Genomic DNA, 24,067 nt, shown 5'->3' with positions numbered 1-24,067 from the left:
GAGTGCCGAAGGCACGGAGAGTGTGCCGCCAACCGGTTTGTCCATGCAATTCGAGCTCCAATTCACTGTGCTATAATGGTCTCACTTAATGCGCATGAACGGAGGAGCGCCGATCGCGGCATGCCGCGGCCGGCCAAGCGTCTTGAAAAGCCAACCATCGCAACTCATGCGCGGCGCCGCCCTGCTCGGAGGCGCCGCGCTGCTGTCCAAGCTCATCGGCACGCTGCAGAAGATTCCTTTGCAGAATCTGGCGGGAGACCGCGTCTTCGGCCTTTATAGCGCTGTCTACGCGCTGGCGGTTATGTGGATGACGCTGGCGGCGGCAGGCATCCCCGTCGCGGTATCCGCGCTTGTCGCCGAGCGAATCGCCGCCGGCGACGAGCGCGGGGCGCGGCGGCTGCTTCGCTATGCCGCCGCCCTGCTCTCGGCGAGCGGCCTGGCCGCGTTCGCCCTGCTCTGGTCTGCGGCGTATACGCTGTCCGCCTGGATGGGCGCGCCCGAGGCGGCGGACGCGATCCGCGCCTCCTCGCTCGCGCTGCTCGCGGCGCCGCTTACGGCCGCGCTGCGCGGCTATTCCCAGGGGCGGCTCGAGATGGGCCGCCCGGCCCTGTCGCAGCTCGCGGAGCAGTGCGCCCGCGTCGCGTTCATGCTGTGCGCCCTCGGTTGGGCGCTCCAGCGGGACTGGTCGGCGGCGTCGACGGCCGCCGCCGTGCATGGCGGTCTGGCGGCCGGCGCTGCGGCCGGCTTGGCCGTGATGCTGATCGCCGGCCGGCGCAGCCATGTCTACGATCGCGCCGAGCGCCAAGCATCAGCTGCAGCTGCGGCTACGCTCGCGCCAAAAGAATCTGGCCGCATCCTGCTCCGCCGGATCGTCCGGGTGGCGCTGCCTGTCGCCGCGGGATCCGTCGTCGCGCCGCTGTTCGGGCTGATCGACGCATTTACCCTGCCGCGGTTCCTGCAGAGCGCAGGCGATACAGCTGCCGCTGCCATGTCCGCTTTCGGCGAATACAACCGCGGCGTCGCGCTGCTGCAGCTGGTGTCCATGGCCGCCGGCGGCGCAGCCGCCGCTCTTGTGCCGAGCTTGACGATGGCACGTTCCGGCCCCGGCATCGATGCCGAGAGCAGCGCGCAGGCGGCGTTCGCAATGCGTCTCGCTTGGTGGTTCGGCGGCGCTGCCGCCATCGGCTTGGCCATCCTTGCGCGGCCGATTAACATCGCGTTGTTCGCAGACGCGCGCGGTACCGCCGCAATGACCGTGCTGGGCGCTGCTGCCCTCGGCGCAGCGCTGCAAGCCGTCAGCGCCGCCGTGCTTCAGGGGCTCGGCGACCTTCGTTCGCCGGCCTTCCATTTGGCCTTTGCCGCCCTCGTCAAGGCGGCGCTTAACGCAGCGCTCGTGCCTGCTTTTGGCATCACGGGCGCTGCTGCAGCCGCCGCCTGCGCTTATGCCGCCGCGGCGGCCCTCAACCTGCGCGCGCTGCACCGCCTGGGCGCGCTGCCAGTCCCGCGCTTCGCCGCAGCAGGCCGCTCCGCGCTTGCGCTGGCGGTGCTGGCCGCGTCCGCCGCCGGCGGTTCGCTCGCGCTGTCCGCACTCACGCGCGGTCTCGGCCCGCGTAGCGCTGCGCTGCTCACGGCGCTGCCGTGCATTGCGCTTGGCGCCTTTGCCTTCGCTGCGGCGCTAGCTGCTACCGGCGCGCTCGGCCCGCGCGAATGGCGCGCGCTTCCCGGCGTCGCAGGCTCGCGCGCCGAGCGGTGGCTGCACCGCCTGCAGCCCGCTTCGCGCCGGTCGCCCGAGACTCCAGCCAAATCCGGCAGCCCGCCACCCGCGTCGTAGCGCTGGAGCATGGCCCGCTGACCGCACCAGCGCGATCGATACACGTGCTCTGACACGGCTGAATATACACCCACACGTCCCGAGCTTCTCACGTTTTAAAAGTCATGCTCCGCAACGAATGCTCTGCGCGGCGTTTTAACGGTATCCCCTTCATTCAGGCAACGCTCCGGCCATCATTGGCGGACAATTGCCTTCCGTATAGCAGGCGATGGGGCCCACCGACCCGCGAACCTGGCCATCGCCTTCCCCATAGCAGGCGATGGAACCCGCCGACCCGCGAAACGGACAAACGCCTTCCCCATAGCAGGCGATGGAACCCGCCGACCGGCGAAACGGACAAACGCCTTCTCTATAGCAGGCGATGGAACCCGCCGACCGGCGAAACGGACAAACGCCTTCTCTATAGCAGGCGATGGGGCCCACCGACCCGCGAAACGGACAAACGTCTTCCCCATAGCAGGCGATGGAACCCGCCGACCCGCGAAACGGACAAACGCCTTCCCTATAGCAGGCGATGGAACCCGCCGACCCGCGAAACGGACAATTGCCTTCCGTATAGCAGGCGATGGAACCCACCGACCGGCGAAACGGACAAACGCCTTCCCTAGAGCAGGCGATGGAACCCGCCGACCCGCGAAACGGACAAACGCCTTCCCTATAGCAGGCGATGGAACCCGCCGACCGGCGAAACGGACAAACGCCTTCCCCATAGCAGGCGATGGAACCCGCCGACCGGCGAAACGGACAAACGCCTTCTCTATAGCAGGCGATGGAACCCGCCGACCTGCGAAACGGACAAACGCCTTCTCTATAGCAGGCGATGGAACCCGCCGACCTGTTTCCCGACGTTCCTGTTCCAAAGGGATATTGTTAAAACGGATCAGACATAGGAACCGTCAACTCCGCGCCCCCACATCTCCCCAAAATTTTCAGCCAAATTCACTAGCGGAACCTTCTCGCTCCATGCCCCACGTTTCCGCTACTATCGCACTTTTCCTCGTCTCTTGGCAGCCCGCATTTTGACTTCGCCTCCATTTTAAACCTATACTGGCTTATCGACCTTCGAGCACCGGAAAGGATGAGTACCGCATGCCCCCAGCCATCATCGTCGTCGGGCTTGGCTCCGGCGGAGAGGACCAATTGACGCTCGGCATTCTGAAATCGCTGGAGACAGCCGGCATCCGCTATTGCCGCACCGCGGACCACCCTGCTGTCGCGGATCTCGCGAAGCGCGGCATCGCGATGGAGCCGTTCGACGCCTTGTACGAGCGCAGCGACAGTTTTGAACAGGTATACGAAGATATCGCGGAGACGTTGCTGAGCCAGGCGGCCTTGAATCCGGAACAGCCGGTCGCTTACGCCGTGCCCGGCCATCCGATGGTCGCGGAGCGAACCGTCCAGCTGCTGCGCGAGCGATCCGAAGCGCGCGGCATCTCGCTTGACATCTTGGGCGGAGAGAGCTTCCTCGACCAGGCATTCGTAAGGCTGGGCTTCGATCCGATCGAGGGTTTTCAATTGCTGGACGCATCAAGCCTGAAGCGCGAGCATCTGCGTCCGACGCTGCATACCGTCGTAGGCCAGGTTTACGACGCGTATACCGCTTCGGACGTCAAGCTCACGCTGATGGGCGTCTATCCGGACGATCACGAGATCGTGCTCGGGCAGGCGCTCGGCATCGCGGGCGAGGAGCGCATCGCGCGCATTCCGCTCCACGATCTGGACCGCCAGGAGAGCTACGGCAACCTGACGTTGGTCTACGTTCCCGCCAGCGAAGATGCCGGGCTCCGGCGGCGTTCGTTCGAGCGGCTGCACGAGATCGTTTCGATACTGCGCAGTCCCGAGGGCTGCCCCTGGGATCGCGAGCAGACGCATCAGTCGATCCGTCGCAATTTCATCGAAGAGACGTACGAGGCGATCGAAGCGCTCGATCTCGACGATCCGGACGGCATGAAGGAAGAGTTCGGCGACGTGCTGCTGCAGATTCTGCTGCACAGCCAGATGGAAGAGGAGACCGGCGCGTTCGACGTCTTTGACGTGCTCGCCGAGCTGAACGACAAGCTGATCTTCCGCCATCCGCACGTATTCGGCACGGAGAACGCGGGCGATGCCGAGGAAGCGCTGCGGAACTGGGAGGCCATGAAGGCCGAGGAAAAGCGGCTCAAGGGACGCCCGGAGCGCGTGTCGCTGCTAGACGGCATTCCAAAAGACCTGCCGGCGCTGCCGCGCGCGCACAAAATTCAGAAGAAGGCGTCCGGCGTCGGCTTCGACTGGCCGGATCTCGAAGGCGTGTGGGACAAAATCGCCGAGGAGCTGGACGAGCTCAAGGCGGCGGTGCGGGACGAATCGCAAGAGCGCCAGCAAGAGGAGTTCGGAGATCTGCTGTTCGCGGTCGTGAACGCATCCCGATTCATCCATGCGGATCCGGAGGAGGCGCTTGCGGGCACGAACCGCAAGTTTGCCGCCCGTTTCCGCTATATCGAAGAACGGCTAAGTATAAGCGGCCGCAAGTTTGACGAAACTGATTTACTAGAGATGGAAGGTTGGTGGCAAGAAGCCAAGCACGCCGTCGACTAGTTCTAAGGCGCTATTTTTCGCTCAAGACCGCGCTTTTCCGCTTTTTTTCGAATTATTTTTCGCGGAATTTGCAGGATTTTATCGGCTGGCGAAGAATAGTAACCTTCGTGCTTTTGCGTCAACAACAAGATTCTATGGCGGACGGCGCCAACCCAATTTACGATTTCCAATTACGGGAGGAATTTTAACCATGAACAAGACCGACCTGATCAACAACATTTCCGAAAAAAGCGGCCTGACGAAGAAAGACGTAGAAAACGTTCTGAACAGCTTCCTGGGCGAAGTATCCGACGCGCTGGCGTCCGGCGACAAGGTTCAACTGATCGGCTTCGGCACGTTCGAGACCCGCAGCCGTTCCGGCCGTGTAGGCCGCAACCCGCAGACTGGCAAAACGATCGAGATCGCCGCTTCCAAGGTTCCTGCCTTCAAAGCCGGCAACAAGCTGAAGGACGCAGTCAAGTAATCGATGCGCCTCGATAAATTTCTGAAGGTGTCGCGGCTGATCAAGCGGCGCACCGTCGCGAAGGACGTGTCCGATCAGGGACGCGTCCTTCTCAATGGGCGCGAAGCCAAGCCGAGCGCCGACGTGAAGATTGGCGACGAGCTTGAGATCCAGTACGGCCAGCGCATCCTGACAATCCGCGTTGAGAAGCTCCTCGAATCGACCAAAAAGGAAGATGCCGAAGGCCTCTACTCGATCGTTAAGGAAGAAGTGCGCAAGCGCGAGAGCGACGACTTTTTCCTCTAAAAATCCTTTATCTCCAGCCCGGGGATAAGGGATTTTTTTATGCGCGCGCATTATCCGGCATGTCCGTTCTAATTCCTCGAACAGGCCCATATGCTAGTCTCATCTAAAGGAGGGACGCGCCATGGACCAGGGGAAGAGCGGCAAGGTGCAGGATGTTCGTCTGCAGAACCGCAAATTGATGGATATCACGGGCGTGAGCCAGGTCGAGAGCTTCGACAGCGAGGAGTTTCTGCTGGACACGTCCTGCGGGCCGCTCGCGGTACGCGGGCATAGCCTTCATATGAAAAATTTAAGTTTGGAGCAGGGGCTCGTGACCATCGAGGGCACGATCGACGCGTTCGTCTACCTGGACGGCAAAGCCGCCGCCAAGTCGAAGGGCCTGCTCGGAAAGCTCTTCCGGTGAACGCGGCCGTCCACTGGTCGACGATCGGCGCGATGATTCTGTGCGGGCTCGGCATGGGTACCGTCTTCGATATTTATCGGGCCGCCGCCGCTCGTCTTCGTTTTCGCCGTTGGCTGCTCCCGCTGTTCGATCTTTTGTACTGGGTCGCCGCTACGCTGATTGTGTTCCGCATCCTGCTTGGCGTGAACTACGGCGAAGTGCGCCTCTACGTGTTCCTGGGCATCGGCATCGGCGTGTGCGCTTACTTCGGCTTGTTCAGCTCGTATGTGCTGCGGGCGGCGGGCTGGATATTCGAGGCGCTGCGCAAGCTGGGGCTGCTCCTCTGGCGCATCGTGCGGATATTGCTTGTCGTCCCTCTGATGTGGATCGTGCGCGCGCTTGCGAGCCTGCTTGACGCGGTTTTCGTCGTGACGGCGGCTCTGCTTTTGTGGTTGGCCAAGCTGCTGCTCCGACCGCTTGGACCTCCGGGCCGATGGCTATGGGACAGGCTGCTGCCGGTTCGCAAGCAGTTTCACCGCGTAAGGCAGCTGTTTCAGCGGATTGGGATACGGGTAAAGGAAGTATGGCGCGTTTTGAAAGGACCGGACGATCCTTCGGATAAGCCGGATCCCGACGAATAATCGACACAATCCGTCCGTAAAGCATGACGATAGAAGGATATTTCGGTTTCTCGGGATTATGCTATAATTAGTACACCATTTTATAGCGTGCGCAAGGGACTGCTAGGAGGAGCGACCGAATGCCAACTGGCACTACAGCGAACACCCCGGCTTCGGTCGGACTCAAGAGACGTCTCAAACTTTTGCTTCTTTTCGTCCTTCTGTTCATGAGCTGGGCGGTCTACACCTTGGTCGTACAGCAGCAGCACACGTCCGAGCGATCTTCGCAGCTGCACGACGTGAAGACCAGGCTGTCCGAGGTCCAGCAGAAGAACGAGACGCTCAAGAAAGAGATCGTCCGATTGCACGACGATGAGTATATCGGGCAGATCGCCATACAGCAGGGAATGACCCGTCCAGGCCAGCAATCCATCATCGTCAAGCCGAAGACCCCTTGAGAAATCTGCGAGGCCAAGCCCCGCAAGGGCGGACGTCGGTTGACCTTACTTTTCTAGATCGGTTATAATCAGCACAGCCGGACTTATCGTTTGAAGCCGCTAGGATCTCGGCACACTTTCTTCAGGGAGGAAATTCGGTTTTTATGGCCATCGAAGTGGGCTCCAAATTAGAGGGTAAAGTTACCGGCATCACGCATTTCGGAGCGTTTGTGGACTTGTCCGGCGGCGTTACGGGCCTCGTGCACATCTCCGAGATTGCAGACAGCTACGTCAAGGACGTCAAGGACCATCTGAAGGTCGGCGACGCCGTCACCGTCAAAGTCATCAACGTGGACAAAGACGGGAAGATCGGGCTGTCGATCCGGCAAGCGGTAGACAAACCGCCCGAACAGCAGCAACAACAACAGCAGCAATACCCCCCGCGCGGACCTCGCGGCGGCGGAGGCGATCGCGGAGGCAGGAACTTCAGACCCGGAGGACCGGTCCGCGCCACTTTCGAGGACAAAGTATCCCGCTTCCTGAAGGATAGCGAAGAACGCATCTCCAACCTGAAGAAGAGCACAGAATCCAAGCGTGGCGGACGAGGCGGCCGCCGTTCTTGATCGGAGCCCCTCCCGGAATTGGATCGTGTTGCGCGATATAGATATGCAGCCGGACTTAAGAGTCCGGCTTTTTGTTTTTTTACGGCCAGATATGGGCGTGGTCGGTACGAAAAAAAGTCCAACCTATTCGCAAGAGATCTCAAATAGCGTCAAATGAAACAAGCCAAAGCGCTGCGGCAAACAGAAAACCGCCGGGGAAACCTCCCGGCGGTTTTCTGTTACGTCTGGACGGAGTGCCGTTATTCGGCCATCTTTTCCGGCTCCGGATAATCCACGCCTTTCGTGTCGACGGTGACCTTCTTCATGACGGGCGGTTCGACGGGACGGTCTTGCTCCCCGGTCGGCAATGCGACGATCTTGTCCACCGTCTCCAAGCCGGTCACGACCTTGCCGAAGGAAGCGTACTGACCGTTCAGAGACGGATAATCCGCTGCCATAATGAAGAACTGCGAGCCGGCGCTGTCATTGCTGTCGCCTCTCCGCGCCATGGAGAGAACGCCGCGGGTATGGAGCAGCTGGTTGTCCACGTTGTTTGCCGTGAACTCGCCTTTAATCGTATAGCCGGGTCCGCCCGAGCCCGTACCTTCCGGATCGCCCCCCTGAATCATGAAGCCGGGGATGACACGATGGAAGACCGTGCCGTCGTAGAAGCCTTTTTTAACCAAAGAGATAAAGTTGTTGACGGTATTCGGCGCGACTTTGGGATACAGCTCGATGACGATCTTGTCTCCGCTGTCCATTTCGATCGTGACGACCGGGTCGTTATCCGAGGAAGGATCAAATGAAGGCGCCGCCGACTCGGATGCGGGTGCGGATGCGCCCCCCGTTTGATTGTTGCGATTGCCGCAGCCCGCGATGAGCATCAGCACGGCAGCGATGAGCAGCAGTATGCCGACGGTTCGCGTTCTTTTCGTATTCATTATTCGTAAGCCCCCTTGTCCTGTTTTCACCCCCGTATCATAGCATATCGCCAGAAAGTAATTCCATGTCGCCGCAGGTCGTCCGCGATTCGCGTCCGTACGTCAAACCGTCCTCGAATGCCGTCAGCATAGCGGCTCCGATATGCCGTCGGATAGCGGCGGTTTTAAACGTTTTGCAGAAGACGCAAAGCGGACGAAGACAAGATAAACCGCATCGTGCCGCCATAAATCGGAACCGCGCCAAGCGCCTTTTTCAGACGTGGGATCTGTCGGAAAAAACTTTTCGTTCGCCAACGCGGTCTGACAAACTTCCTGATTGCGCCCTTCTATAATTAAAAACATTCACGCGATCGAACATAGGAAAGCAGGTGCCAGACATGGACAAGCCATCCGTCATTCCGTTCGTTCCCCGGTCCGGGCAAGACGCGGGCGCGGCAGCATCGAACAAGCGCAAAGCAAGTGGGAAAAGCAAAGGAAAGCAGTGGTTCGGCAGAAAGGACGGGCCGGCAATGACGGGAGGAGGCGCTTTGGCCGCGGTCGGCCACTCGGGCGCCGTGAAGGAGCGAAGTATATGGGGGACGTCGCTGGAAAGGAAAAAGGGTTTGTGGCTGCTGGCGGTCGCGCTTCTCGGATTCCTGCTCGGCCGCGCCTCCATGCTGGAAGGGATTGCGCCTTTTGCGGCGGCTTACTACGGCGTCACGCTTTATATGCGCAGGGAGCATGCCTGGTGGGCGGCGATTGGGCTGATCGCGGGGAGCTTCTGGGCGCAGGTCCCGGAGCCGGCTGCGATCGCTGCGCAGATCGGCGTCATCTATCTATTGTATCGCGGCTTGGAGGCGTATGAACGCGCCGACCTGTCCCACGCGCCGATCGTCGTTCTCGCATCCTGTCTGCTGGTCGGACTGTTCGGCACCGTCATGCAGGACGACGGAGGCTGGCTGCCTTATCTTCTGACCGGCGTCGAGGCCGGACTGTCCCTGGTGCTCACGCTGCTCTTCGTGCATGCGATGCCGCTGCTGGCCAAGACTTCGAAGGCAGCCAGGCTGCGGCATGAAGAGTGGATCGGCCTCATGATCCTGCTCGCCTCAGTCATGACGGGGCTTACGGGCTGGACGATCTACGGCGTCGCCTTGGTCGCCGTGTTCACGCGATATATCGTCCTGCTGTTCGCGCTCTCGGCGGGACCGGCGCTAGGGACGTCCGCAGGCGTCGTCGCGGGGATCATCCTCAGCCTGTCGGATCTCGGATCCGTGCCGCAGATCAGCCTGCTCGCCTTCGGCGGCTTGCTGGCAGGCCTGCTTCGCGAAGGCGGCAAGGCGGCCGCCGTGTTCGGCCTCCTGCTCGGCACGACAGTGCTCGCGCTGTACACGGGCAGCTCGGCCGAGACAATGGCGTCGATCTGGGCTTCGCTCGCCGCTTCCGTCCTGATCGCCTTCACGCCCAAGTATTGGACGGACTCTATAGCACAATATGTGCCGGGCACCTCCAATTATGCACGCAACCAGCAAGAATACGCGCAAAAAGTTCGCGATCTGACGGCTGCGCGGGTCGAGCGCTTCTCCGAGGTGTTCCGCCAGCTGTCCCGCAGCTTCACGCAGATGACGCAGGCGGGAGAGACGGCCAGGCAGAACCAGGACTTCGAACACTTCATCAACGCCGTCCACGAGCACAACTGCGCGACCTGCCACAAGCGCGGCGCATGCTGGGACGAGCAGTTTTTCCAGACCTACAAGCTGATGACCGATCTGATGTCCGCCGTAGAGGAACGACCGAATCTCTCGCCGGCCGACATTCCTAAGCCGCTGCACAAGCAGTGCGTCAGAGTTCCGCAAGTCCTCGACGTGCTCAAGCGCCAATATGAGCTGTACCGTCACGATCTGCATTGGCGGACGCAGCTGCAGGACAGCAGAATGCTCGTCGCCGAGCAGCTGTCGGGCGTCTCCCAGGTGATGGACGACCTGGTGAGGGAAATCCGGCGAGAGGCGCGGGAGCAGAGCCACCAGGAGGAGCAGATCCGCGAGGAACTCGACAAGCTGGGCCTCGCCATTCAGCACATCGATATCGTGAGCCTCGAGGAGGGGCAGATCGAGATCGAGATCGTCCATGCGTTCAAGCCCGGCTTCGACGAGAGCCGGAAGGTGATCGCGCCGCTCCTGTCGGACATTCTCGGAGAGACCGTGTCCGTCCGTACCGAGCGCACCTCCGACCGCCCGGACCGGCTCACGACGGTGTCCTTCGCCTCGGCCAAGGCATTCGAGGTGGAGACCGCCATGGCAGGCGCGGCCAAGGACGGCGATGTGCTCTCGGGCGACAGCTTCAGCGCGATCGAGCTCGGCAGCGGCAAGTATGCCGTCGCGCTCAGCGACGGCATGGGCAACGGCGCGCGGGCCCGCATGGAGAGCAGCGCGGCGCTGTCGATGCTCGAGCAGCTGCTCCAGTCGGGGATCGACGAGCGGCTTGCGATCAAGTCCGTCAACTCGGTGCTTATGCTGCGCTCGCCCGAGGAGTCGTTCGCGACCGTGGACCTGGCGCTCATCGATCTGTACAGCGCCGGCGCGACGATGCTCAAGATCGGCTCTACGCCAAGCTTTATCAAGCGCGGCCGTGAGGTCATTCCCCTCGCCGCGGGCAATTTGCCGATCGGAATTCTGCAGGAGATCGAGATCGACGTACTGCGGGTCCAGCTGCAGCCGGGCGATACGCTGGTCATGATGACGGACGGCATCCTCGATTCGCCGGGGCACGCCGTGCATGCGATGAACAAGGAGCTATGGATGAAGCGGGTGCTGCAGGAGATCGAGACCGAGGATCCGCAGGAGCTCGCTGACGAGCTGCTCGACATCGCCCTCCGGCAGCATCCGGGCGGCGGCGTCAAGGACGATATGACGGTCGTCGTCACCCGCATCAGCAAGCATCAGCCCGAGTGGGCGTCCTTCAGGTGGACGGGCGCATCCAGGGTCGAGCGGCCAAGGACGGTGAGCTAAGGCGATGTTATTTTCAAAATTAAAAGAGGGAGCGATTCGAATGGTGCTGCGGATTCAGAGCAAGCTTGGCGGGGGTAATAAGGTGAGGCTCGGAGACCGGACGATGCTCGGCAGAGATACCCGCACGCTGACCGACGAGCGGATCGAAGCGATCGCGGAGCAAGTCTACCTGGCCGTACGGCGGCTGGAGGCCGCAGCGGTGCGCCCGTCGCCAGGGCTTTCGTCCTCGATCGCAGGGCAGGCGCTGCCGATGCAGCCCAAGCGCAGTCTGGCAGACCGGCAGCCAAGGGCCGACCTGCGTCTGGTCCTGCCGATCCGGGCGGCGACTGAGGGGACGGCGAACCGGGGGGCCGAAGCGGAGGACGTCAAGGATGGCATTCAGGCGAAAATAGCGCCCAGGAAGGCGCGTCGAGATCTCTCCTATCCGATGGACGCTCACCGCATGAAGGAGCTCCGCAATCGCAAAATGTCCGATATCCGCCAGCTCGCGCGATTGCGGGCAGGGGCGTCCGTGCAGGGACGACTGCTCCCGAACCGCCGGCGCCGGGACGTGGATCGGCAGCAAGCGGAAGTGAGCACGACCGGACCGCCAGAGGCAGGAATCGATGAGGCGGCACTCAATCCGACATGCTGACGTCGCAATCATTCGCGGGCAGCACGACGCTCATCGCCCGCCTAAGCGTTTACCTTGTTCCCCGACAGGGGTTCCTATAGATATACGAATCAGCGCATGCCATGCCGGCGATCGCGCACGGAGGTGAGTCAAGTTTTCTGGCTCTACGATAACAAGCAATCGGTGATGATGAACAGCAGCGGCCTCGCGCCGCGTCAGATGACTTATATATGGCCCTGGTCCTGGGGAGCCGAATCCGGCCCCTCGTACAGCGCCAGGAGGGCTTTTGCTTCGGAGAAAACCGAGCGGGCGAGCGCCCGGGGCGACAGTACCCGGATCGAAGCGCCGTACCCGAGGAGAATGCCGAGGGCGGAGTCGAGCGTGTGAAAATCGGCATCGGCCGTTTTCCACCCGTCCGCGGCATCGGCGCAAGTTTTGACGCGCACATAGATTTCCCGCGAGAATCGGGCCCAGGCCTCCTCGCGCACGAGTAGACGCACCGGATAGACAGGCAGCTCGCGGCGGAACTGCGCCATCGACCGCTCCCACCACAGCGCCAGATCGAAGCCGTCCGGCACCTCGAACCGCTCCTCCAGCAGCTCGACTGCAGCGAGCCTGGAGACGCGGTAGGTGCGGGGTTCGGCTATCTCCGGCGATGCGCGACCGTCAGAGTCGCGGTTCATGACGTCGTTCGCTGCGTTCTTTCCCGTCGAATCGGCCTCGGAACCTTCCGTTGCCGCGAACGCTCTTTTAGCGGCATCGGCTCTAACAGCATCGTCCCCAGCAGCATCGCTCCCCGCAGCCGGTCTCTCCTCCGGCTCACGATGATCTTTGACCGCCGCGAAGTACCAGGTATGCCGCTTGGCGACAAGCCCCCACGGCATCACCACGCTTACGGCGCCGTCCGCCTGTTCCCCGGACGGATAACGAATGCGCATTTTGCGTCTCTCCCATACCGCCTGCTGCACGAGTCCCAGATAAGGCGCGGGTTCTCTGGCGTCATGCCAGCCCGCGCCGTCCACGTGCAGATGCTTGCGTACATAGGCCGCTTCGTCGCGTGCCGGCCCGGCCAAAGCCGCGGCCAGTTTCGCGATCGCATTATCCGTCGGCACGGACAGGTTCAGGTCGCTCACCGCGCTTGACGATTGAAGCACCGCCAGTCCTGCGATCTCGTCTGAAGTCAGGCCCGTCAGCCGCGTCCGATAGCCTTCCGGCAGCATCCAGCCTCCGCGCGGCCCTCGCTCCGCATAAACGGGAAATCCCGCCTGGGCGAGCGCCTCCATATCCCGATGGACGGTACGCTCGGATATCTCCAGCTTCGCCGCCAGCTCGCGCGCGCTCACAAGCCGCTGCGTCTGAAGGCATTGCAAAATATAAAGCAGCCTGTCGGCTCTCATCCTCATCTTCTCCTTCGCGTGAGGGTTCTTTGTCATTTTAACAGTTATATATGACAAAGGATGTCTTGAATTCCCCGCTACAATGTGAACGAACGCGAGCAAATAGGAGGTTGATCCGGATGAGCGAGAAAAGGCTGGAAGGACAGATAGCGGTCGTTGCGGGGGCGACGCGGGGATTGGGGAGAGCCATCGCCGTGACGCTTGGCGCCGAGGGAGCGACAGTATATTGCACGGGCCGGAGCGTGCGCGGCAGCTTGTCCGACATCGGGCGGAAGGAGACCGTCGACGAGACGGCGGAAATGGTCGGTCGTGCCGGCGGACGCGGCATCGCGGTTCGGACCGATCATACGGATGAGGCGCAGGTTCGCGCGCTCTTCGAGCGGATTGCGGACGAGCAGAGCGGCAGGCTCGACATCGCGATCAACGACATCTGGGGCGGGGAATCGCTCACGCAGTGGGGCGTTCCTTTTTGGGAGCACGATCTGGAGAAGGGACTGGCCATGCAAAAAAGAGCGGTCTGGTCGCATCTGATCACCGCGCGGTACGCCGCCCCGCTGCTGGTCGCCGGGAAGCGGGGACTCATGATGGAGATTACCGACGGCTGGGACTACAGGTACCGCGGCAGCCTTTATTACAGTTTGACCAAGATCTCGGCCATCCATCTGGCGCAAGGGATGGCCGTCGATCTCAAGCCGCATGGCGTCACGGCGCTTGCGGTCACGCCCGGCTTCCTTCGTTCGGAGGAAATGCTCGATCACTTCGGCGTCACGGAGGCCAACTGGCGCGACGGCGCGGCGCAAGATCCGCATTTCCTGCAGTCCGAGACGCCTTATTACGCGGCGAAAGGCATTGCAGCGCTCGCCGCCGACCCGGAGCTCTTCGCCAAGACCGGCGGCATCTTCACGTCCTGGGGCTTGTCCGACGAATATGGCATCGTCGATGTGGACGGACGCCGCCCGCATTGGGGCAACTATGCGGCGGAACAGGGCTTTTAATTTAGGAGACAAGACCCTTGCGAATCGGTACGACGAGCGATCGTTGGCCGGAACGCGGGGGTTTTCCGTTTTCCCGACAAACGCGGCTTCCCTTCGACAGGTCCCGAGGGGACTTCCGGGACGCGGACGAGACTCTTGTCTCATGACGGTCACATGACTGGCGACACTAGCTTGTTACGGAACGTATTGGCAAAATTAGGATGGAATACGGACGGTACCCCGGCCGTTTTACCTTAATTAGCGAAACGGAGATGAATAATGGAATGGCAAACGAAAATCCCTCGAAAGCCGGCCAGGAACCGATGATCAAGCTTCAACCGAACGGGGTCGCGCCGGTGCTGAGCTACAACGTTCCGGAACCGACGGCGTACAGCGGGCGCAACTTCATCGACCTGCAACTGCACGACGGCTACTTTCTGCCGACGGCGGCGCATAACGGCTTGCAGAGGGAAGGGCTTCGGACGGCGACCCTGGCTTCAGCCGCGGCGCCCGAGCTTTCTTCCGCCGAGCTGCTCCTCGCGAAGCAGAATTCGGGGGAGCGGATGACGACCCGCTTCGCCAATCTCACGCCCGAGGAGATCGAGCGTCAGGAGGCGGAGGGCCGCAAGTTTAACGTCACCAAGACGATGACCGGCGCTCTTTCTTACGTATTCACGCAGGCTGCGCCAGTGACTGAGCCGGCGTTGGACGCGGCGCCGTCCGCCCGTGCGAGCCTGCTGAAATCGACCGAAGGCGGCGTCGCTGCGGAGACTGACGGATATGCGCCTTCGATGCTGCCGCGCGAGCCGCTGCCGGGGGATCCGGATCCGTATCCTGAGACGGATCCGGTCGAGCTGTCGGTGAGCATCTCGTCGCCGGCCGCGAACGCGACGGTCACCGGCCCGTATACGGGCGCAGAGGTAGTGATTCGCGGCACGGCATCGGTCATAAGCGGCGCCGGCGTCATCTCGTACGTGCAGGTGCAGATCGGCACCGGCGCGTTCCAGGCGGCGACGCTGTCGGGCAGCGAATGGTCCTTTACGACCGTGCTGAAGACGGCTGGGCCGGTGGCGATCACGGCCAAGGCGAAGCATTCGGCCTCGCTGCTCACGACGTCGAGCAAGATCAACGTCACGGTCCAGCTGGCTGCCGAACCGGACACGGTCGTGCCGACCGTGAAGATCGTCACGCCGTCCGCCGGCGCGCTGCTTAGCAGCAAGGGCGGAGCCGCGGTGAACGTCACGGTGGAAGGCACGGCCGGGGACAACCGGGGCGTCGCCCGCGTCGAGCTGTCCGTCGACGGCACGGCCGCGCAGCTGGCCGAGAGCGCGAACGGCTACGCGAACTGGAAGAAGACAATTACGCTCACCGGCGGCAGCCATACGATCGTCGCCAAAGCCTTCGATGCGGCGGGCAACACGGGCACGCACAGCATCACGCTGCTGGTCGACGCCTCGCCGCCGACCGTGAGCATCGCCACGCCGGCCAACAACGCGCAGGTGTCGGGTCCGTATTCGCAAGGGGCCGTCATCCAGGTGACGGGCTCGGCGGCGGACGCCGGAGGGATCGCCTACGTCGAGCTGGCGCTGGACCTGAGCCCGGTCGGCGTGCGCGCCGCGGAAAAGTCGCCGGGAGACTGGTCGACCTGGAAGGGCACGCTCACGTTGAACGAAGGCGGCAAGCATACGATCACCGCTCGTGCCTACGACAATGCGGGCAACCTTGTCGAGACGACGATCGCCGTGAACGTCACGATCACGCCGGAGGTCAACTCGCGGCTCAAGCGCATCATCCTCGTCGAATCGTACCGGCTGTCTTCCTACTTGGCCAACTACGGCGCGGGCCGTACGATCAAGACGTTTTCCCTGCTGCCGGGCGAGAAGAGCAAGATCAGCATTCGCTCCTACGCCCAGAGCGAGACGACGATGAAGAGCGCGGCGACGATTCTCGACTCCGTGACGGACGACATCTCCGAGGAGTTCGAGCAGTCGATCGCGAAGGAGCAGGCGGATCAGAAAAACTACGAAGAGAGCAACGAATATAAGGTAGCGGCCGAAGCGGGAGCCAGCTGGGGCTGGGGCAGCGCCAAGGTGAGCGCCAGCATGAGCGGGGGATCCAACGCGGCGCGGGAGCAGTTCGCGAAGAACGTCTCCAACAACACGCAGAAGCACGTGGCCAAGGCATCGGCACGCCGTGACGTTCAGATCAACACGACTTACGAGGATAAAAGCACGACGAGCGAGGAGTCGACGATCGTCCGCGAGATCGAGAATATCAACGTCAGCCGCACGCTCAACTTCGTTTTCCGCCAGATGAACCAGGAGTTCATCACGCTGCTCCATCTCGTGGACGTGCGCATCGGCTACTTCACGATCGACATGGTCAACGGCAAGGAGGAGAAGGTGTACCGCGAAGTCACGCTGCCGCAGCTCGACGCGCTGCTCGAAGAGGTGATCGTGCCGGACAAACGCACGGAAGTACGCAACGCCATCATTTATCAGCTTGCCAATATTTTCGACTACCAGGATAAGCACCATCGGTTCGTGGAGGAGCAGCCGTTCAAGGACGAGGACGGCAACGTCATCCCGTCGTCGAACTACCTCCGCGTTAAAAAGGACTATACTTCGGTTTACCTCGACGACTCGACGGGAACTTCGATCTCGGTACCGGGCATCATCCTGGCCGCGGGCCGCCACGTGCTGCGGACGGACGGCATCGTCGTCGAAGCGCTGCTCGGTCAAGGCGAGGCGCTCGACAGCTACTCCCGCAACCTGCAGACCGAGTCGGTCCGCGAGAAGGAGCTGCGCAACTCGCTGCTCGAAGCCGAGGTCGAGATGAAGCGGCTTGCGGTCCAGATCCTCACCGACAAGGATGAGGCGGCGGCGCAGATCTATGCCCTGCTCAATCCGGCCCCGGTCGTCCAGGACGACAAGGAAGACGCCGGCACGGGCAGCTCGTCGCTCGTGACAGCGGGCTCCAGATAAGGCGGGCCCGCGATGGGAGACGCACTCAAGATCAAGCGCAACGAGGAAAAGGTGCTGGAGGAAAAGTCGCTCCTGCGTTCGGCGAAAGCCGTCTATGACGAATATAAGCTGTTCGCGGCGCGCGAGGGCGGCAACTTTCTGCTCAAGCAACTGGTCAATCTGATCGCCGAGAGTCCGAACGCCAATCATTTTTTCGACTATCACAAAGTGCACGCGCAATATCTCGCTCAGATCCTGTACGCAGTGGGCAAGATGGAGCCCATCGAACAAGAAATCGAAAACGTGCGCATGAACGTCGATGCCTATCTGAGAGATGCCGGACAGCTGCTCGATGCAGTCGCGCAATTCCCGGCCGATCCACTCTCAGGCATCCGCAATCCGGTGGTCATCCTGGAGATTGCGCGCGATCCCAAGGCCGCCGCGGCCTATGACGATATTCTGGACACCTATCAAAAGGCGGCGGAGCTGGCGCTCTCGGGTCTTTCCAACGCCGCCGCGCAGGGCCGGGCGATGGAACAGGAGACGCGGCAGCAGGCGCAGGTCATTCTGGACAAACTGAATGCCATGGCTCCGACGATCCCGGCCGATCAGGTGTTCATCGGCGCCGCCAAGAAGCGGGTCCAGTTCATCCAGCTCGACCTGATGACCAAGGTGCAGGACCTGCGCGCGCGTTCGGAGACCGCCGCGAAGCGCATCGAGCCGCTGCTCGCCGACGTGCGCCAGATTGACCGGATCGGCAGGCGATAGTTTCATAAGGCCAGGCACAGTGTGTACGAAGAGAGATCCTATCGGGGGTCTCTCTTTTTTGTTTCGCGCTTTTGCCGGGCACAATCCGGTCAGCCAATAAGAATGCGGCAGATCGCGCGGGTTCCAGGCAGACAACAGCACGAAGGTTCCTTATGGACCCGCGAAGCCCCATCCAACGCAGCAATCGCGGCACAAAGGTACCTTATGGCCTAGCGTACCCAAGCGTCACCGGCATCGTATGGGAGCAAGCAGAGGTGTATGTGCCGGCACGGGTTAAATCTCGCGTTATTTGGCGACACTGCGAATAGAAGAATGATAGCGATAGAAGGAGTGAGGCGCATGAGACAAATTCTGCTGATCACGGACGGCTGCTCGAATGTCGGGGACAGCCCGGCCATCGCGGCGTCGGTCGCGCAGGCGGAGGGCATCTCCGTCAATGTCGTCGGCATCGTGGACGAAGGAGGCATCGGCGAGCAGGGGGCGCTCGAGATCGCGGAGATCGCGCGGGCGGGCGGCGGCATGAGCCGGATCGTATCGCCGGCGCTGCTGTCCCGCACGGTGCAGATGATGACGCGGCAGACGGTTCAGGGCACGATTCGCGGCGAGGTCAACCGGGAGCTGCGTCAGATTTTCGGCGTCGAATCCGCGGCGGAGCTGCCGCCGGACAAGCGGGCGGAGATCGTGCGCGTCATGGAGGACCTGGGCGAAACGGCGGAGCTGCGCGTGGCGCTCCTGATCGACGCTAGCGCGAGCATGAAGCCGAAAATGCGGGCCGTCGAGGAGGCCGTGCGGGACTTGGCGCTGAGCCTCCAGGCCAGACGCGGCGAGAGCGCGGTCGCGGTTTTCCATTTTCCCGGGGAGCGCTCGCATGAGGCTTGCCTCCTGGACCTGGACTGGACGGACCGCGCCGACCGAATCGGCCAGATTTTCGGACGCATCAGCATGAAGGGAACGACGCCGACGGGGCCGGCGCTTTTGCGCGTGGTGGAGTTTTTCCGGGAAACTTGTGGTAAACTGGAAACAGAACCGCAGCACACCGCGCCTGCGAGGCGCGACGATACGGACGGGATGCGGAGTGATTACGTCGTCTGACGCGCGCGTGCCGGCCGGAACGGTACTGCGCGGCAAGTGGAACGGACGTTCATACCGGCTGGAGCGCATGCTCGGGATCGGGGCGAACGGTCAAGTCTATATGGCAGTCAGCGGACTGCGGACTTACGCGCTGAAGATCGGCATGCAGCTCGAAGACCTTCAGGCAGAAGCGAACGTGCTCGCCTCGCTGGACCAGCGGGAGCGGAAGCGTCCGCCTTTTCTGCTGGACGTGGACGATGCGGAGTGGCAGGGAAGGCTGCTGCCGTTTTATGTCATGCAGTACGTGCCGGGGGTGCCCGTTAAGACCTACCTGGCCGAGCATGGCGGCGCCTGGTACGGCGTCGTCGGGTACCGTCTGCTGAATCGACTCGCGGAGCTGCACGTTGCGGGCTGGGTGTTCGGTGACGTCAAAAGCGATAATATTCTCGTCACCGATTACGGACGGGTGTCGCTCGTCGATTATGGCGGCATGACTGCGATGGGACGTTCGGTACGCCAGTTCACGGAAGTGTACGACCGCGGCTACTGGTCGGCAGGCAGCCGGACGGCGGATCCGTCCTATGACGTATTCTCCGTTGCCGTGCTATGGATACACGCGCTCGACGGCAAGCGCCTGCTGCATATGACCAAGATGCTGCTGCCGCAGAACCGGCATCCGCGCGAGCTGATGGCGCTGGTCCGCAGCCATGCCGAGCTCAAGAAGATGGAGAGCTGGATGGAACTGGCGCTGCACGGCAAGTTCAAGGATGCCCGTGAGGCGTCCGAACATTGGCGCAATCGCATGCGCGCTGCGGCGGAAGAAGCCGTCCGCAGCAGCCGCGGCAAGGTGCCTGGATGGATGGCGGGCTTGTTTGCAGCCTCTTTGCTCCTTTGCGTATCCGCGGCCGCATTCTGGCTGCTTCAATAGAACGGGAATTGGGGGAAGTACGAGTGGAGGCGCAAGACGAGTTGGCCGTACGGATCGCGCAATTGCTGAGTGAGACGTTCGGCATCGGTCCCGGCGCCCGCGTCCTGGCGGGCGTCTCCGGCGGACCGGACTCGATGGCGATGCTCCATTTGCTGCAAGCTTCGGCTGTCCGGGACGGGTGGCTCGTCATCGCGGCGCATGTCAATCATGGGTTTCGCGGGACCGAGTCCGACGCCGAAGCCGCTCTCGTGCGCGAGACCGCTGCCGCCTGGGGAATCCCGTTCGAGCTCGCCGAGATCGATATGCCCGCTTATATCGAAGCGACGGGCATGAATTCGCAGGCCGCCTCACGGGTGCGGCGGTACGCGTTCCTGCGCGAGGCCGCGCGCCGGCATGGCGCCAGGACGATCGCGGTCGCCCATCATGCGGACGATCAGGCGGAGACAGTACTCATGCGGATACTGCGGGGGAGCGGCGTGACCGGGCTGTCAGGAATTCCCATTCGACGTCCCGAGCAAGAGTTGGAACTCATACGCCCTCTGCTGCGTATAACCAAAAGCGAGCTGCTTGCATACAACGAGCGGAACGGCGTGCCATTTGCGACGGACAGCAGCAATGCCAAGACGCATTATGTCCGGAACGCGGTTCGGCTCGAAGCGCTTCCCTATCTCGAACGGTACAATCCGGACCTGCGCGCCGGGTTGGCCCGACTTGCCGAGCTTGCATCGGCGGACGACGAATATATGGAAGCCGAAGCCCGTCGCGCGCTGGCTGCGGGGGCCGGCCAATCGGGCGGGGGATGGCGGCTCGACGTGAGACTCGTTCGGGGGCTTCACCTTGCTTTACAACGCAGAATGATTAAACTAATATTAAATGGTCTTGCAGGACCGCATGCCCAGGCTCGATTCGAGCAGGTGGAAGAAATCGTGGCTATACTGACGGCCGAACGGCCGGACGTCGCCCGCTTCGACATCGGGGGCGGACTTGTGCTGCTTCGGGAGTATGGCTATGCGTACATAGGACCCGTGCCGGACGCGCAAGCCGGCTATGCCTATACCCTCGCGGAACTCCCTGCGCGTTCCGAACGGCTCGAGGTGGCGGTGCCGGAGTGTGGCCTTGTTTTCCGGATAAGCCGGGAGGCCGGAATCTGCGACCCTTCGCCGGGCTCCCGCTGGGAGGCCTTTTTTGACGAGGCGGAGCTTGCGATGCCGCTTGCGGTGCGCAGCCGGAGGCCGGGAGATCGGATGGAGCCCTTGGGACTAAACGGCTCCAAGAAGGTGCAAGATATACTCGTCGACGCCAAGGTTCCCCGCAGCCTGCGTCACCTGAAGCCGCTGCTCGTCGACGGCGCCGGTCGCATTCTCTGGATACCGGGCCTCAGGCGCTCGCGGCACGCCGTACCGAACTCGGGAGCAGGAGCGGCCATCCGCGTGACATGTTCGGAGTCAAGCCATCATACCGTTTAATATCGGCCCGGGAGGTCCCATCGTTGCAGAATGACATTCAAGAAGTACTTTACTCGGAAGAGCAGATCCAACTGAAGGTACGTGAACTGGGAGCCGCCGTCAGCCGCGATTACGAGGGGCGCAACCCGCTGGTAATCTGCGTGTTGAAGGGCGCCTTTATTTTTATGGCCGATCTGTCCAAGAACATCACGATTCCGATCGAGCTGGACTTCATGGCCGTATCGAGCTACGGCAACTCGACCCGCTCCAGCGGCGAAGTCCGCATCGTCAAGGATCTGGACAACTCGGTCGAGGGACGCGATATCCTGATCGTTGAGGACATTATAGACAGCGGCCTCACGCTCAGCTATCTCATCGACGTGCTTGAGCGCCGCAATGCGAAGTCCGTTCGGGTCGTCGCGCTATTCGACAAGCCGGGGCGCCGCACCGTCGACCTGAACGCCGATTATACCGGGTTCAGCATTCCCGATGCTTTTGTCGTCGGTTACGGTCTCGACTATGCCGAGCATTACCGTAATCTTCCATACGTAGGCATTTTAAAAGAAGAAATTTACTCGAACCGCTGAGTACTGCAGCCTTCCGGTGGTTTTTCCGCGCAGCCGCGCGTTTTATTGAGATACCAAGACAGGCTATGGTAAAATGATGAAAGCGTGTCGGGAGGAGGTCAGGGATGAATCGGTTTATCCGGAATACGGGATTTTATTTGCTTATATTTTTGGTGACCGTCGGCATCGTTCAGTTCTTTATCGGCAAGAATACGACGACCGAGCCGCTCACCTACAACCAGCTCATGACTGCGATCCAGTCGAAGACCATTCAGGACATCGAGATGCAGGTCAACCGCGGCACCTATCTGCTGACCGGCCATTTCAAGAAGGACATGGCGCCTGAAGGACACAAAAGCGATGCATTCTCGACTCGGATTCAGACCGAGCGCGACGCCAACGCGATCAACGACGCCGCGGTGGCGCAGGGATTCGAACTTAAGAACAAGGCGATGCAGGGCGAGAGCTTCTGGCTGACGTTCCTCACCTCCATCATACCGTTCGTCATTATGTTCATCCTGTTCTTCTTCCTGATCAATCAGGCGCAGGGCGGCGGCGGCAAGGTGATGAATTTCGGCAAGAGCAAGGCCCGTCTCTATAATGAAGAGAAAAAGCGCGTGACGTTCGAGGACGTAGCGGGTGCGGACGAAGAGAAGCAGGAGCTCGTCGAGGTCGTCGAATTCCTGAAGGATCCCCGCAAGTTCGCGGCGCTCGGCGCCCGCATTCCGAAGGGCGTTCTGCTCGTCGGCCCTCCGGGTACCGGTAAGACGCTGCTGGCTCGCGCCGTAGCGGGCGAAGCCGGCGTGCCGTTCTTCAGCATCTCGGGCTCTGACTTCGTCGAAATGTTCGTCGGCGTCGGCGCATCCCGCGTCCGCGACCTGTTCGAAAATGCGAAGAAGAACGCGCCTTGTATCATCTTCATCGATGAGATCGACGCGGTCGGCCGTCAGCGGGGCGCAGGCCTCGGCGGCGGACACGACGAGCGCGAGCAGACCCTTAACCAGTTGCTCGTGGAAATGGACGGTTTCGGTGCGAACGAAGGCATCATCATCGTTGCCGCGACCAACCGTCCCGACATTCTCGACCCTGCGCTGCTGCGCCCGGGCCGCTTCGACCGTCAGATTACGGTCGACCGTCCGGACGTCAAGGGCCGCGAGGCGGTACTCAAGGTTCATGCGCGCAACAAGCCGCTGAACAAGGACGTCAGGCTGGGCACGATCGCCAAGCGGACGACCGGCTTCACCGGCGCCGACCTGGAGAACCTGCTGAACGAAGCGGCGCTTCTTGCCGCGCGCAAGAACAAGAAGGACATCGCGATGCAAGAAGTCGACGAAGCGATCGATCGCGTTATCGTCGGTACGGAGAAGAAGAGCCGCGTCATCAGCGATCGCGAGAAGCGGATCGTCGCTTATCACGAGTCCGGGCACACGATCGTCGGCTTCTTCCTGGAGCATGCCGACATGGTGCACAAGGTGACGATCATTCCGCGCGGGCGCGCGGGCGGCTATGTCATCATGCTGCCGAAGGAAGATCGCATGCTGGTCACGAAGCAAGAGCTGCTGGATAAGGTCACGGGCCTGCTCGCGGGCCGCGTCGCCGAAGAGCTGTTCATCGGCGAGATCGGCACAGGCGCCTACAGCGACTTCAAGCAAGCGACGGGCATCGTGCGCAGCATGATCATGGAGTACGGCATGAGCGACAAGCTCGGGCCGATGCAGTTCGGCGCGACGCAGGGCCAAGTGTTCCTGGGCCGCGATATCGGTCACGAGCAGAACTACTCGGATGCGATCGCGTACGAGATCGACCAAGAGATGCAGATGATCATCCAGACCTGCTACGATCGCGCCAAGAAGCTGCTCACCGAGAAGAGCGCCGAAGTGCACCTGCTTGCCAATACGCTGCTCTCGCAAGAGACGCTCGAATTGGAGCAGATCAAAGCGCTCATCGAAAAGGGCGACATCAACGCCGCATCCGAAGGCGACGGCGGCGATTCGGGCAGCGAGCCGACCGGCGTTGAACCGACGATCGACACGCTTGGCGGCAACGTCCGCGTCCGCATCACCCCGCGCGACGAAGAGACGAACGCCAATCAGACCCCTCCGAATCCGGATCAACGGAACGACGAGGACAACGAGCCGAAGTAACTTTTATACAAACAAACCCGCGATTCCGCTGCTCGGTGCAGCTGGATCGCGGGTTTTTGCTTGTGCGTCGGGCGGGCGC

Annotated in this window: 20 protein-coding genes; 18 read left to right on the top strand and 2 right to left on the bottom strand. The window is 61.8% G+C overall.

Annotated features, from left to right (window positions below):
- The first annotated feature begins 142 nt into the window (after positions 1-142).
- From KB449_RS30915 to KB449_RS30880, 8 genes are all read left to right on the top strand, one after another.
- Positions 143-1,831, top strand: coding sequence for an oligosaccharide flippase family protein (locus tag KB449_RS30915; RefSeq protein WP_282912028.1), 1,689 nt, complete (start codon positions 143-145; stop codon positions 1,829-1,831).
- Positions 1,832-2,920: 1,089 nt separating this feature from the next.
- Positions 2,921-4,405, top strand: a complete 1,485-nt coding sequence (gene yabN, locus KB449_RS30910) for a bifunctional methyltransferase/pyrophosphohydrolase YabN (RefSeq protein WP_282912027.1) — start codon at positions 2,921-2,923, stop codon at positions 4,403-4,405.
- 190 nt (positions 4,406-4,595) lie between these two features.
- On the top strand, positions 4,596-4,868 hold the full coding sequence (locus tag KB449_RS30905) for an HU family DNA-binding protein (RefSeq protein WP_090117831.1): 273 nt from the start codon (positions 4,596-4,598) through the stop codon (positions 4,866-4,868).
- Between the two features lie 3 nt (positions 4,869-4,871).
- Positions 4,872-5,153, top strand: coding sequence for an RNA-binding S4 domain-containing protein (locus tag KB449_RS30900; protein ID WP_282912026.1), 282 nt, complete (start codon positions 4,872-4,874; stop codon positions 5,151-5,153).
- A 121-nt stretch (positions 5,154-5,274) separates the two neighbouring features.
- Positions 5,275-5,556, top strand: coding sequence for a sporulation protein YabP (gene yabP, locus KB449_RS30895; protein ID WP_282912025.1), 282 nt, complete (start codon positions 5,275-5,277; stop codon positions 5,554-5,556).
- Positions 5,553-6,176 (top strand): spore cortex biosynthesis protein YabQ, encoded by a 624-nt coding sequence (gene yabQ, locus KB449_RS30890; RefSeq protein ID WP_282912024.1) that lies wholly within the window; start codon positions 5,553-5,555, stop codon positions 6,174-6,176. The genes yabP and yabQ overlap by 4 nt, the downstream gene beginning before the upstream one ends.
- Positions 6,177-6,295: 119 nt before the next feature.
- The gene (locus KB449_RS30885) at positions 6,296-6,613 is read left to right on the top strand and encodes a septum formation initiator family protein (RefSeq protein WP_282912023.1); all 318 of its coding nucleotides are present in this window, start codon (positions 6,296-6,298) and stop codon (positions 6,611-6,613) included.
- 143 nt (positions 6,614-6,756) lie between these two features.
- Positions 6,757-7,215 carry a S1 domain-containing RNA-binding protein gene (locus tag KB449_RS30880; protein ID WP_090117826.1) on the top strand — a complete coding sequence of 153 codons (459 nt, stop codon included), beginning with the start codon at positions 6,757-6,759 and terminating at the stop codon, positions 7,213-7,215.
- A 239-nt stretch (positions 7,216-7,454) separates the two neighbouring features.
- On the opposite strand, the gene KB449_RS30875 is transcribed toward KB449_RS30880, so the two are convergent.
- On the bottom strand, positions 7,455-8,135 hold the full coding sequence (locus KB449_RS30875) for a peptidylprolyl isomerase (protein ID WP_282912022.1): 681 nt from the start codon (positions 8,133-8,135) through the stop codon (positions 7,455-7,457).
- Between the two features lie 377 nt (positions 8,136-8,512).
- On the opposite strand from KB449_RS30875, the gene spoIIE reads away from it, so the two are divergent.
- Together spoIIE and KB449_RS30865 are read left to right on the top strand one after the other, a co-directional pair.
- A complete protein-coding gene (spoIIE, locus tag KB449_RS30870) occupies positions 8,513-11,119 on the top strand; it encodes a stage II sporulation protein E (protein ID WP_282912021.1) in 2,607 nt (868 codons plus the stop codon).
- A 40-nt stretch (positions 11,120-11,159) separates the two neighbouring features.
- Positions 11,160-11,753 (top strand): hypothetical protein, encoded by a 594-nt coding sequence (locus KB449_RS30865; RefSeq protein WP_282912020.1) that lies wholly within the window; start codon positions 11,160-11,162, stop codon positions 11,751-11,753.
- 203 nt (positions 11,754-11,956) lie between these two features.
- Here the strand turns inward: KB449_RS30865 and KB449_RS30860 are convergent, their stop codons facing one another.
- Complete coding sequence (locus KB449_RS30860; protein WP_282912019.1) at positions 11,957-13,129, bottom strand: helix-turn-helix transcriptional regulator; 1,173 nt, start codon at positions 13,127-13,129, stop codon at positions 11,957-11,959.
- A 119-nt stretch (positions 13,130-13,248) separates the two neighbouring features.
- Between KB449_RS30860 and KB449_RS30855 the strand changes: the two genes are divergently transcribed.
- From KB449_RS30855 to ftsH, 8 genes are all read left to right on the top strand, one after another.
- Entirely contained in the window at positions 13,249-14,124 is an 876-nt protein-coding gene (locus KB449_RS30855; protein ID WP_282912018.1) for an SDR family oxidoreductase, read from the top strand.
- A gap of 263 nt (positions 14,125-14,387) precedes the next feature.
- Positions 14,388-17,087, top strand: coding sequence for an Ig-like domain-containing protein (locus KB449_RS30850; protein ID WP_282912017.1), 2,700 nt, complete (start codon positions 14,388-14,390; stop codon positions 17,085-17,087).
- 12 nt (positions 17,088-17,099) lie between these two features.
- Positions 17,100-17,834, top strand: coding sequence for a hypothetical protein (locus tag KB449_RS30845; RefSeq protein ID WP_282912016.1), 735 nt, complete (start codon positions 17,100-17,102; stop codon positions 17,832-17,834).
- 339 nt (positions 17,835-18,173) lie between these two features.
- Entirely contained in the window at positions 18,174-18,926 is a 753-nt protein-coding gene (locus tag KB449_RS30840; RefSeq protein WP_282912015.1) for a vWA domain-containing protein, read from the top strand.
- The gene (locus tag KB449_RS30835; RefSeq protein ID WP_282912014.1) at positions 18,910-19,833 is read left to right on the top strand and encodes a protein kinase domain-containing protein; all 924 of its coding nucleotides are present in this window, start codon (positions 18,910-18,912) and stop codon (positions 19,831-19,833) included. The genes KB449_RS30840 and KB449_RS30835 overlap by 17 nt, the downstream gene beginning before the upstream one ends.
- Positions 19,834-19,856: 23 nt before the next feature.
- Positions 19,857-21,299 (top strand): tRNA lysidine(34) synthetase TilS, encoded by a 1,443-nt coding sequence (tilS, locus tag KB449_RS30830; protein WP_282912013.1) that lies wholly within the window; start codon positions 19,857-19,859, stop codon positions 21,297-21,299.
- A 23-nt stretch (positions 21,300-21,322) separates the two neighbouring features.
- Entirely contained in the window at positions 21,323-21,865 is a 543-nt protein-coding gene (hpt, locus tag KB449_RS30825; protein WP_282912012.1) for a hypoxanthine phosphoribosyltransferase, read from the top strand.
- 104 nt (positions 21,866-21,969) lie between these two features.
- Positions 21,970-23,988 carry an ATP-dependent zinc metalloprotease FtsH gene (ftsH, locus tag KB449_RS30820; RefSeq protein WP_282912011.1) on the top strand — a complete coding sequence of 673 codons (2,019 nt, stop codon included), beginning with the start codon at positions 21,970-21,972 and terminating at the stop codon, positions 23,986-23,988.
- Positions 23,989-24,067 lie beyond the last annotated feature (79 nt).

Origin of the sequence: Cohnella hashimotonis (assembly GCF_030014955.1) — a bacterium.
Taxonomy (GTDB): Bacteria; Bacillota; Bacilli; order Paenibacillales; family Paenibacillaceae; genus Cohnella; species Cohnella hashimotonis.
Note: the sequence above shows the minus strand (reverse complement) of the source record. Positions and strands in the feature narration are given on the sequence as shown.